The sequence below is a fragment of the bacterium genome (genome assembly GCA_035505375.1).
Classification (GTDB): domain Bacteria; phylum Hydrothermota; class Tepidihabitantia; order Tepidihabitantales; family Tepidihabitantaceae; genus UBA2258.
The window spans coordinates 1-12,230 of sequence record DATJQV010000060.1; the positions used below are offsets into that span (position 1 = coordinate 1).

Consider the following 12,230-nt stretch of genomic DNA (forward strand, 5'->3'; position numbering starts at 1 on the left):
CAGGCATAGAACCGGCGCCCTTTCGGTAGGGTATAGCGCTGCCCTAAGGGCACGCGTGTGTGCGCGCGCGTGGGGAACGGCGCGGTAACTGAGGTGTGACGTGACGAAGTCGAGTTTGCTGGCGCTGCCGGCAAACGTGGCGGTGTCCGGACTGATGCTCGCCGGTGGCAGTGAGCCGGTAGGTCTCAATCCGGAGGCTAACGACGCGTGGCAAAGGTGGGAACCCACCGGCTCTCACAGTGTAGGGCCATGAGTCAGACGGCTGAGGCGGCTCGAGTGACAGATTCCGCACGGTGGAGTGGCTGAAACTCCCCGGGCACGCTTTATGTCGAGTGCGCAAAGGCGAGGAACCGGTGGCTGGATGAGGCACGCGTCCACACCGCACCTTCACTCCACAGTATTCCCAATAGGTACACTCAGCCCGTCCCGCAGATGCTGGCGTATGGCGGCATGTCGCTCCCACCTCAGCGAATATGCTGTCCGAAGACTCGGCGCAAAGAAACGCCAACCATTCCGGGACGGGCTCGCCCGGCTTGCGGGTCTCTCTTTCTCCGTCAAGAGCTTAATCTCGCGCCCCACTGCTCCCGCAGGTGCGCGACCGACCTCGACCTTCACCCTGGCTTCGACCTCGACTCAGTCATGACCCGAGACATCCCAAACGACGAGAAGCTGGTCTCCTGCCGACAATGACACGAATCGCCTGGCCCGAAGGTAAGGACTTTGCCTTCACCATCTTCGACGACACCGACTACGCGACCCTGGAGAACGTGCGACCGGTCTACTCATTGCTCCGCGACCTTGGGTTTCGCACTACGAAGTCGGTCTGGCCCATCAGAGGAGAGCCTGCTCCCTGCATTAACGGTGAGACGTGCGACAGTCCCCGCTACTTGGAGTGGGTCCGGTCTCTCCAGAGCGATGGCTTTGAGATCGCCCTTCACACGGTCACGTACAATTCGTCCGTTCGTGAAAACACCATCCGAGGCATCGAGGCTTTCCGCAAGCTGTTTGGGCACTACCCGGTCTGCTTCTCGAATCACGTACGCAACCAGGAGGCGGTCTACTGGGGGCCGGACCGACTCAGCGGCGGCCGCCGAGTGCTGTACCATGCACTGACTCGGGGCCGAAATCGCTCTGTCTCGCAGGGCCATGATCCGAACAGCTCGTTCTTCTGGGGTGATGTCTGTCGGGACAAGATCAGGTACGTGAGGAATTTCACCTTCGGTGACATTAACACGCTCAAGGCCTGTCCGCTCATGCCGTATCACGACCCGAAGCGACCCTACGTAAACTACTGGTTTGCGTCGTCGGAGGGATCGGGAATCACCGAATTTGTCAACATGATAAGTGAGCCGAACCAGGATAAGCTTGAGCGGGAGAGCGGCGCTTGCATCATTTATACTCACTTTGCCCGCGGCTTTTCGCGGTATGGTGAGCTGAATGCGGACTTCGTCAGCTTGGTCACCAAGCTCTCTCAAAGGAACGGATGGTTCGTGCCCGTCGGCACTCTCCTTGACTATCTGCGGAAGCAGCAGGGACCTCGTGAGCTGCCTTCGTGGGAACGGATGCGGATGGAGACGCAGTGGCTGGGACACAAGATCGTGAACGGAGTGGCGGCGTTGTGAACCGAGTGGAGTTGCCACAAGCGCCACTTGCGAACGGCGTTCGCGGCAAATCTCGCTCCCACTGGGGCAGACTTCGCAGTGGCATGTAACGACTCAAGAGGCCCGGCTTGGCGACCGTGGGCTGGGCCCGTTGCACTTGTTGCCCAAACGAGCAGTCTACCCAAAGAAGGCATGGCCCCAGTTCTTCGCTGCAAGCATGAGTTGGAACCCGCAGTCGACTCGCCCTTTGCGCGACCAAGTCTGGCCGGATATGTCACCGGCCTGATTTTGAACATGCTCGGGTTCAGAAGCCTCGGCAACCCGTTTCCCGGATGGACGACTGAGTACGAGGTGTTCGATTTCCTGCGCGAGGTGCGCAAGGAAGAGGCAATTGATGTTGCCCGAAAGTTCATCTTTGGTGATTCTCCAACCGGCACTTTGAATCAATGTCCAGGAACATAGCCGAAAGCGCCCTCGCCGGCTTCAACATGGAGTACTCGATAATGCCGAGTTGCGAGGTAGACCTCGCCAATAATGAGGGGCACGGGTTACTATCGGGCATGAGCAGGGCGCAGGGCCAACATCGAGCGGTACGCCCGGGAACCGAACCTGCGGCTACGGGAGTGAGAATCCGGTGAGCGGGCCACGTAAGTCCCGAAACTTGATCTGGCCAAGACTGTGACAACGACTGCCGTTGATACTGTGTGCCGTTATTTCAGGCCGATACAGTAGATGGCATCGGCTGCTTCGCGCAATGCCCCTGACCAAGATGCCAGGTGGCGGCGCTCGGGCATTCTTGCATAAGCGCATCTGACCGTCTCGAATACTGGCATCGAGACACATCGCGGCGAGTCGAAGGCGCCGGCCGCCGCCTTGACAATCTGCTATCTGAAAGGAGAATGACTTTACGACATGAACAAGACATACCCAGAAGCAAATGGCGATACCAATATCAGGGTGGACCAGCTCTACGTCCCATCGGATGACGTCGTAGCTCGCGAAATCGAAGGCGAGTTGATCATCGTACCGCTGGTTGCCGGGATTGGCGACATGGAGGACGAACTCTACTCTCTCAATGACACCGGCAAAGACATCTGGCGCAGGCTCGACGGCAAGGCTACGCTGGCGGAGGTCGCAAAGGCGCTTGCCACGGAATACAGCGCCCAGCCGGACGAGATCGAAGACGATGTAGTCGGGCTGGTCGGAGAGCTGCTCCGCAGGAGGATGCTGGTTGTCAAACCGGACGCCTGATCGGCAGGAAGGCCCGGGTCTCAGGCAGCGGAAGGGGAGCGAGCTCCTCCTTTCCGGGCCTGCGCTCGTGGGTTTGATGCGGGCCGTCTCGGACAAAGGTCGGCACTTCCGGTTTTGCGCGAGAGGGTGGAGCATGTTCCCATTCATCAAGGACGGTGATGTGATAACGATTGCGCCGGTCCGGCCGGGAGCCGAGCCGTGCGTGAGGACCTGCGGCATCGGCCACGTCGTGGCCTTCATCAACCCGATGAACCAAAGGCTGGTCGTGCATCGAATCATCGGTCGGCACAAATCCGGTTTCCTCATCATGGGCGACAACACGCAACGACCGGTAGCGGAAATGGTCGAACGGGACGGCATCCTCGGGCGGGTAGTCCGTATCGAGCGCGGCCAGCAACGCGTCTGGCTCGGACTCGGCCCGGAGCGCTATGCTATAGCGGTTCTCTCCCGAGCAGGGATGCTCCTGCCGGTTATTGCCCGGGCCGAGGTGTTGACCCGTCTGCTGAGGAGGTTGTACGGCACACTCAACTGATCCCTTAGCAGCGAGGCTTGATGACGACGAGATTCACTGAGCTGGTTCGAGGGAAAGTGTTCCCGAGGCTTCCCCTGCGGGGCAGCATTGACCTGACCTACCGATGCAACAACGACTGCCGGCACTGCTGGCTGCGCCTGCCGGGGAACGCTGCAGAGCGGGAGCATGAGCTGACCTTCGATGAGATTCGGCGCATTGCAGACGAGGCGCGGTCAATGGGCTGCCAGGAGTGGGCCATCTCGGGCGGTGAGCCGATGTTGCGGCCGGACTTCGCTGAGTTATTCGACTATCTTACCCGCAAGGCCCTCACCTACACCATCAATACCAACGGTACGCTCATCACACCCGAAATCGCCCGTCAACTGACGCGCAAGGGGAGCAAGATGGTTGCCCTCTACGGCGCTACGTCCGAAGTGCACGACCACATCACCCGCAATCCCGGCTCGTTCGATGCCGCAATGCGCGGCTTCCGGTACCTTCGGGAGGCCGGGGCCGGTTTCATCGTGCAACTTATCCCGATGCGCGACAACTACCACCAGTACGACGAGATGGTGAAGCTAGCAAAGTCGCTCAGCCCGCACTACCGGGTGGGCGCGCCGTGGTTGTACCTTTCGGCCTGCCGGTCTGCGGAACACAACGCAGAGATTTCCCGCCAGCGCCTGGACCCGAAAGAAGTCATCGCCTTGGACCAGCCTGACATGGCCGAGGAGGAGGTCAAGGTTGAGGCAAAGGTCGCGGCGGACGGCGACGACCGTCTGTTCGCTGGCTGCATCGCTGTGCGCCGGGACTTTCACATTGACCCCTACGGCGGAATGACGTTCTGCTGCTTCATCAAGGACCCTGCCTTGCGCTTTGAACTGCGCAACGGGACGTTTCGCACGGCTTGGGACGAGTTCATTCCCAGCCTTGCCGACAAGGTGCGGGGAGGAGAAGAATACCTGAACAACTGCGGTTCCTGTGAGTCCCGGACGGACTGCCGCTGGTGTGGCGTGTACGGCTATCTGGAGCACGGCCGGTATGGTGCAAAGGTCGAGCACCTCTGCGAAGTGGCGCGCGAAAATCGGATTTTCAAGGAGCAGTGGCAGCGGAACCACCGCCGCTACTTCGAGATTGCCGGCATCACGCTCCAGGTTGAGTCGGACCTGCCGTTCACCGACCAGACCTTTCACCCGAAGTTCCGCAAGTTCCAGAAAGACGGCCCGGGCTCGGACACTGTTGTCCTTCGCCACCACTTTGGGTTGCCCGAAATCAAGGTGGAAGAGCTAGGGCAACAACTCTACCGCAGACCGCCTTGGGCGATGCATCGCAAGGGAACGGGCTGGGTTTACCTCGGCATCTTGCCTGACCGTGAGGCCCTGTGGGAGGTCGTCGACTTCAACCATGACTACTCGCGCGGTGAATTCTACCATCCGGACGACACAGTCTTCCGGCAAGGCAATCTTCACTCCGCAACTCTGTTTCCCACAGACCAGATTCTTCTTGCCCAGCTTCTTGCCGACCGCCAGGCCTGTTTCATCCATTCCGCCGGGGCGATATTCACAAATGCCAAGCCCAAGCAGGAGGCAGAGGGAGTTGGAATTCTGTTTGTGGGTCATTCCGAGGCCGGCAAGTCAACCACCGTGAAGCTCATCCAGGATAGGGCCGAGATTCTGTGCGATGACCGGAACATCGCTAGAAGAGAAAGTCGAGGCGGAGGCGGCGAGGGGCGTGTTAATGAGCCGGGTCGTTTTCGCGTGTATGGCTCGTGGAGTCACGGCGAGGTGCCACTGGTGTCGACGGCTTCGGCCCCGCTCTGCGCCATCCTGTTCATCAAGCAATCTACGGAGAACCGTCTGGTTCCGGTTATGGACCGCGGTGAGGCGCTGAAGCGCCTGCTGGCTTGCGTAATCCGCCCGCTGGTTACGACCGGGTGGTGGGAGAAGACCTTGTCGGTCGTCGAGGCTCTAGCCCGCGAGGTCCCGTGCTACATCATGGAGTTCGACAAGAGTGGACGGATCGTGGACAAGCTCTTGGAACTATCCACAGATTCCACAGATTACGCAGATTCGGCGAAGCACTGATGAAGCCGAGGCCGAGGAAGCTGCTGGCTCCTTCTCGATCTCGGCCTGGACCTCAACCTCAACCTCTTCCTGAGTCTCAACCTCCTCCTGATCCACGACCTCAACCTTCTTCTTTCGTCGAGAAGACCCGGCTCAACCAGGGCGGGCCATGGCAGACTCGCAAGCCGCTTCTTGGTCGGTTGGATATTGAACTGACGGAGAGATGCAACAATGACTGCATCCATTGCTGCATCAACCTGCGAATGTATGACATTCCGGCGCAACAGCGCGAGATGACAACCGATGAGGTCAAGGGCGTTCTGACTCAAGCGGCCGCTCTCGGCTGCCTGTCGGTGCGCTTCACCGGCGGAGAACCGCTGCTGCGCGAGGACTTCGAGGAGCTATACCTGTACGCCCGGCGTAAGGGCATGAAGGTAATGCTCTTCACCAACGCCCGGTTGGTCACGCCTCAGCTTGCCGACCTCTTTGCCCGAATTCCCCCTGGGGAGTTGGTCGAAGTCACCGTCTACGGCATGAAACCGGAGTCCTACGAGACTGTCTCCCGAAAGCCGGGCTCGCATGCCGAGTTCCGACGGGGCGTTGACCTGCTGCTTGAACGCGGGGTGCCCTTCGTCGTTAAGGGTGCTCTCCTGCCGCCGAACCGGGATGAGATTGATGAGTTCGAAGCGTGGGCTGCGACGATTCCCGGCATGGACCGGCCCCCTGGCTACTCCATGTTCTTCGACCTGCGCGGACGGCGCGACTCCGAAGTGAAGAACCGGAAGATTGCCGGGCTGCGCCCATCGACCGAGGATGGCCTGGCCGTCCTCAGCCGCCACCGTGAGTCATACCTCAACGAGATGGCCCAGTTCTGCTCGAAGTTCATGGGGCCCTCCGCAGACAGGCTGTTTACCTGCGGGGCCGGGCATGGGACGTGTGTCGACGCCTATGGCCGGGCACAGATGTGCATGATGCTGCGCCACCCGAACACGGTCTACGACATCAAGAAGGGCTCGCTACGCGACGCGCTTACGAGCTTCTTTCCGCGCCTGCGTGAGATGAGAGCCACAAATGCCGACTACCTTGCCCGCTGCGCCCGCTGCTTTCTCAAGGGCCTCTGCGAGCAGTGCCCGGCCAAGTCGTGGGCAGAGAGTGGAACGCTCGACACGCCGGTCGAGTACCTGTGTCGGGTTGCCCACGCTCAGGCCCGCGACCTCGGGTTGCTCTCGGCGGGCGAGCGGTCTTGGGAAGTCGCCGACTGGCGCACTAGAATCCAAAGGCTGACGTGAAGGGCGAGGTCAAGGCCAAGGCAGAAGGTGACCGCGGGATGACCGAGGTCGAGGTGACAAAAAACAAAGCGTCGGTCTCAGCCTCTGCTTCGACCTCAACCTCGACCTACTCCTCCGTCGCTCCGCTTCTCCGCTTCGAGCTCTGGGACAAGATGAAGGAACGGCGAGCGCCGATCGCCTTCGATCTGGAGGTCACCGCCCGCTGCAACAACGACTGCCGCCACTGCTACATCAACCTGCCGGCCGGCGACAAGGATGCCCGGGCCAGGGAGCTGTCTCTTGCCGAAATCGAGCGCATCGCGCACGAGGCGGTATCCATGGGAGCGATGTGGTGCCTGCTGACCGGGGGCGAGCCGCTGCTGCGCGACGACTTCTTCGAATTATACATGGCTCTTAAGAGGCTGGGCCTGCTCGTGTCGGTCTTTACCAACGCCTGCCTCGTCACGCCAAAGCACGTGGAGCTGTTCCGCAAGTACCCGCCGCGCGATATCGAAGTGACGATGTACGGCGCGACCGAGGCAACCTACGAGAAGGTGACACGCAGGCAGGGCTCATTCAAGGCGTTCGTGCGCGGTTTGGACCGGCTGCTCTCAAGCGGCGTCAAGGCGCGGTTGAAGGCTATGGCCCTGCGCTCCAATATCCACGAGCTGCCGGAAATCGCCCGCTTCTGCCGTGCCCGGACCAAAGACTACTATCGTTTTGACCCACTCTTGCACCTTCGCTTCGACGGAGACCAGGCGCGCAACGCGGAAATAGGGGCCGAACGCCTCAACCCGGACGAGATTGTGGCGGTTGAGCGTGCCGATGAGGAACGCTTCGGGGCTTTGCAGAAGGAATGCGACAAGCTCATAATGCCCGAGCTGACTCACACGAGCTGCAACCACCTGTTCCATTGCGGCGCAGGCAAGGGCAGCTTCAACGTGAGCTTTGACGGCAAGTTCCGGCTCTGCTCGTCCCTGTGGCATCCGGACACGGTCTATGACCTGCGTCACGGCACACTCGCCGAAGCCTGGAACCGGCACGTTCCCCGGGTGCGGGACATGCGCTCAAGTCGCCAGGAGTTTCTCAAACGCTGTCGGGTCTGCCCGATCGTCGATCTTTGCCTCTGCTGTCCCGCCCACTCGTATCTCGAGACCGGCGAGTTGGATGCTGTGGTAGACTACTTCTGCCAAGTCGCACGTGCGCGGGCGCAGGCGCTGGGACACTGCGAAGACCGGAGACGGGAGACCGAGCACGGGAGGAAGGGTCAAGGCTGAGGTGAAGGTCGATGAGTTGGTGAGCAGAAGGTTCTTCTTGACAGGCAGGTCGGGGGCGTAGATAGTCAGCTAGGGTGAAAGAGAGAGTCCTGTACCCCGCGAGGTTTCGGTGCTGTTGGCGGCGTTGTCAGGAACGAAGAAAAGCATTAGGAAGATGCTGGAGCATCAAGAGGAGTGAGATGTCATGACAGAGAAGAAAGAGTGGAGCACGCCCGCGCTGAGGATCTTCACAAGGTCGAGGGCAGAAGAGCACGTGCTGACGGGCTGCAAGGGCGGTTCGACTACCGGCCCGGGATACTCCGGTTGTATCCATAACGGTATGTATTGCGGTAGCCCTTCCAATTCCTGACATCGTACCGTGCCGCGGACATGGCCGAGGAGGAAGGTAGAAGAAGGGGATGAATAGCACTGGCGGTTCATCAGTGTAGCTTGTAGCCGGGAGCTTGACTCCCGGCATTTTCTCTTTTCGGCGCGGCCGCGCCCATGGCTGACGTCGAAGATCACAAACCACAAGTCAGTGACTCGGATTCGGGAAAACGGGAGTTGCGCTCCCCAAGGCTGCTCCGCAGCTGCGTCTGGTCAGTCGTACCGCGGAACCCGGAACCGTGTGACCCAATCCTGCGGGTTCAGGACCTCATTGGTCTCGGCAGTCGGAATCTGCGCCATTTGCGTAATCTGTGTATATCTTGGTAGCTTCCTTCCATCTGCATTCTGGCATCTGACTCCTGCCTCATCCGGACGCCGGAATACTTCTGCGTCTCCTGCGTGGTCTTCGGATGCCAGTTCGTCCGAAGGCCCGATCCACCTGCGCATGTGCGGCATCTGCGTTTACACCTCCACGGGTCCGCACCTTGGTGATTCTAGGCTTGACATCCGGTTTGCATTCTGTAGTCTGCCTTCGTGGAACAAAGTGATTGTAGGTCATGCATCCAAAGCTACGTGCATCGCCTGCGGGGTGAGACTCGCCACGAGCACCGGCTTTTCGGGGACCTGCTACGATGCTGGTAAGAGGAGGAGTTGCCATGAGTAGTACCAACAACAAAGTGTGGAACACGCCCAAGCTGAGGATTCATGCTAGATCGTGCGCGGCAGAGAGTGTGCTCCAAATCTGCAAAGGTGAGGGGGGCTATGGTCCGTACCAACATAAGGACGGCTGCCGAGGCACTGGCGGGGGGAATTGCGGCCAGGATTGCCACGACGCGTCCAACAGCTGACTTGGCGGCTCCACTGACATTTCTACAACGGCAGGGAAAGGATGTGGTCGAAGTCCAAGTTGGCTTCGCCTCCTGGGAACAAGAGATTAGGCCAGACCGACTCAGGACTATACCTTGGTCAGTGCCTCTACCGCCACTTGGGACTCCGTCCCCCTGGCAAATCGCTCGACCTCAGCCCTAGCCTGAGCCTCCATCGAATGTATCGTCACCGACCCTACTGACAAGAAGGTGAGCGTACGATTCCTGGTCGACTGCGGGGCTTCGTATCAACTGCGGCCTGAGAAGGCGCGCTGAAGAACCTCGGTTTGGTACTCAGCCTGTTATCCGGCAAACTGAAGACCATGCGTCTTATGCTTGCCTGATGACGCGCAGGCGGACTGAGACCATCGGCTCGGAGTGACCCACCGCGTCTGCTGGTCTTTCATGCTGCGTCTTGAAGTTCGCCATCGACCTGTCCGCCCCGGCCTCCGCGGAGACCCCAGAACCGGTATTGGGGCCACGAAAGCACGAAACCGATAGGCAATCAATGCATGCTGCGAAATACAAAGTGCAAGGCCACCGACTTTTCTGATTTCGTACCTCAACTCTCGCGCCTGTCATTGTGCAGTTCTCACCCAAATCATTGTGGCCATCTATCTCGGGATCAGGGCATGACATTGTCCTTTGCGCGGGACATCGGACTCGGGAATCCGGCCACCCCCCTCTCACTCCGGGGGACGGCGAGGGTGAGGTCGTTTCGATTCCAACTCCCGCCGCACCCCAGACTCACCCCTCGATCTCTTGATTCGTTGACCCACTCACATCATGCCCAAGGTTTACGTCGAGCACAATCCACCATCTGAGTTCAGACTGCGCGACGACCGACAGGTCGCTCATCAACCTCCAATCTCCAGTCTTGAGTCTGACAGGTGTGGTACCATCGTCCCGGGTCCCTCGTCCCTGACCGCCGGCTCCTTTACCGAGGAGTTTCTACTCCGCTGTCTCTCCGTCGGTCGTGAGCCACTAGCCGTTGGCCGTGAGTCGATTGACTGGCACGCAGTCCTTGCCCTCGCCGACAAGCACCGCCTCACATCCCTGCTCTACGCGCGGCTCGGGCAGAGCCACAGCCAATCCTGGGTCCCGGCCGACGGGTGGGAACGGATGAGGCGCACGTACACCGCCAGCGCGATCCGAAGTATGTGTTTCCAACGAGAGATCCGAACCGTGCTTCGATCCCTGCGCAGCTCGGGCATCCCGGTGATTGTGCTGAAGGGATCCTTCCTCGCCGAGTCAGTCTACGGCGATGGCGCACTCCGGCCGATGGCCGACGTCGACCTGATGGTGCCGCGGGCGAACCTGCCCGAGGTCCAGTCGATTCTGCTGGACATGGGCTTTGGTCCCCGGGCGCGCGATGACATCGACCTCCTCTGTAGATGGCACATGGAACTCGCCCCGTTTTCGCGGGCGGGCTTCACCGTCGAATCCCATTGGACCATCGCTAACCCGACCAGCCCCTTCCGGATAGACGTTGCCGGTCTCTGGGCCAGGGCGCGACCCGTGACCATAGCGGGCGTCAGCGCACTGGCGCTGTCCCCGGAGGACCTACTGTTGCATCTCTGCCTGCACTCCGCTCACGAGCACAGCCTTGGAATCGGACTCCAGCCAGTCTGTGACATTGCCGAGACAGTCGGGCACTACGAAAGCAAGTTGGACTGGGCCCAAGTCACAGAACGTGCCCGCGAATGGGGTGCATCAAGATACGTGGGTCTTGCGCTCCATCTTACCCAAAGCATGTTGGAGGCGGCAGTGCCTGGTGCGGTCCTTGAGCAATTGGTGCCAGACGGCATTGACCGGCGCGTATGCAAGACGGTACGTCAATACGCCTTCGGCCGAGCCGGTTACGAACGATCGGTGCCTCTCTTCGACAGATTCGGCGTGCCGTTCTTCGACAGATTCGGAGTGCAGTCTTTCAGCGAAAGGGTAAGACTGTCGTGGAGGAGAGTCTTCCTTTCGCGTGAGGAGATGGCAGCCAAGTACCCCGCGTCCCGTGACTCGCGTTGCGTCAGCCTCTACTACGCGCTGCGGGCACGGGACGTCATCCGGACTTACGGGTCCTACCTCGTGGAGCGAGGCCGGTTGAGGAGGCAGCTTCGCGGCAGAGACCCTCACGTCGTGCTCAGATGGCTGTCTGGAAAGGACTAGAGGCGCTTTGCAGGAAGCGCGCCAGGAAACTCGTCGGGGAGTTCCTCGCGAAGCCAGGGGCGAAATGAACTGCTAAGTTCGGCATGGTGTTGCGGCCGCACGGTCTTCGGTCGTGTGTTCACCTGCGCAAACGCACCTGTATCGGGCTAGGTCAAAAGCCATGCGCCGGCATGTGTGGCAAATCGTCTGCAGCATCGTTTGGCCCGATGTTCAGCAAGAAGCTCCCTTCGAATTCCTTCGCGAGGTTCGCTGGCAGCTCTCCTTCAAAGTCTCTTCGGAAGGTATGCCGCAAGCCACGGGGGAGGCACGGGAGGAGGTCTTGCGGAAATTGAGAGTAGTGAATTGAGAACGAGGAGGTTAGGGCAGATTCCGGACGACGACAGCATATGTACTATAGTGCATATGCGCTATCCTGAATATTCTCCAAGCGATGGCCCGTCCCGACTCTGCGTCCCGCCACGCTCGCTTCTCCACCGCACATGCCTCGCTCCGCCACTCCTGAATCCGAAATCGAACCACAGGGCGCCGTGCGTCGTCCATCGCTCATTCGTTCAGTGTTGTACGAGGGCGATCTACGCCCTACCATAGTGGTAGCTCAACGTCAGTCCCGACGTGATAGTTGGTTTCTCTTGACACACGAACCGACGGAGGTAATCTGGGGCAGAGGTTGAGTGCGGATTTGTCGGGAGACCGGTCAGGTTTGAACGGCCAGTCGCATGACGCGGTCCGCGATGCCGGGCAGATTGGGTGATCTGCCTTCTCCCAACATCTCACTTGTAACAACCCCTCATCAGGCATAGAACCGGCGCCCTTTCGGTAGGGTATAGCGCTGCCCTAAGGGCACGCGTGTGTGCGCGCGCGTGGGGA

Annotated in this window: 8 protein-coding genes; all 8 read left to right on the top strand. The window is 60.1% G+C overall.

The window, feature by feature from the left end; translation table 11 throughout:
• Nucleotides 1-686 precede the first annotated feature (686 nt).
• Nucleotides 687-1,622, top strand: a complete 936-nt coding sequence (locus tag VMH22_09500; GenBank protein ID HTW91930.1) for a hypothetical protein — start codon at nt 687-689, stop codon at nt 1,620-1,622.
• Nucleotides 1,623-1,793: 171 nt separating this feature from the next.
• Nucleotides 1,794-2,063 (top strand): hypothetical protein, encoded by a 270-nt coding sequence (locus tag VMH22_09505; protein HTW91931.1) that lies wholly within the window; start codon nt 1,794-1,796, stop codon nt 2,061-2,063.
• Nucleotides 2,064-2,513: 450 nt separating this feature from the next.
• Nucleotides 2,514-2,852: a PqqD family protein gene (locus VMH22_09510; GenBank protein HTW91932.1), complete on the top strand. Its 339-nt coding sequence runs from the start codon at nt 2,514-2,516 to the stop codon at nt 2,850-2,852.
• Nucleotides 2,853-2,985: 133 nt separating this feature from the next.
• Entirely contained in the window at nt 2,986-3,384 is a 399-nt protein-coding gene (locus VMH22_09515; protein ID HTW91933.1) for a S24/S26 family peptidase, read from the top strand.
• A 20-nt stretch (nt 3,385-3,404) separates the two neighbouring features.
• Nucleotides 3,405-5,444: a radical SAM protein gene (locus VMH22_09520; GenBank protein HTW91934.1), complete on the top strand. Its 2,040-nt coding sequence runs from the start codon at nt 3,405-3,407 to the stop codon at nt 5,442-5,444.
• On the top strand, nt 5,444-6,712 hold the full coding sequence (locus VMH22_09525) for a radical SAM protein (GenBank protein ID HTW91935.1): 1,269 nt from the start codon (nt 5,444-5,446) through the stop codon (nt 6,710-6,712). Before VMH22_09520 ends, VMH22_09525 begins: the two co-directional genes overlap by 1 nt.
• Entirely contained in the window at nt 6,709-7,968 is a 1,260-nt protein-coding gene (locus VMH22_09530; GenBank protein ID HTW91936.1) for a radical SAM protein, read from the top strand. The genes VMH22_09525 and VMH22_09530 overlap by 4 nt, the downstream gene beginning before the upstream one ends.
• A 2,018-nt stretch (nt 7,969-9,986) precedes the next feature.
• Nucleotides 9,987-11,363 carry a nucleotidyltransferase family protein gene (locus VMH22_09535; protein HTW91937.1) on the top strand — a complete coding sequence of 459 codons (1,377 nt, stop codon included), beginning with the start codon at nt 9,987-9,989 and terminating at the stop codon, nt 11,361-11,363.
• Nucleotides 11,364-12,230: the final 867 nt, after the last annotated feature.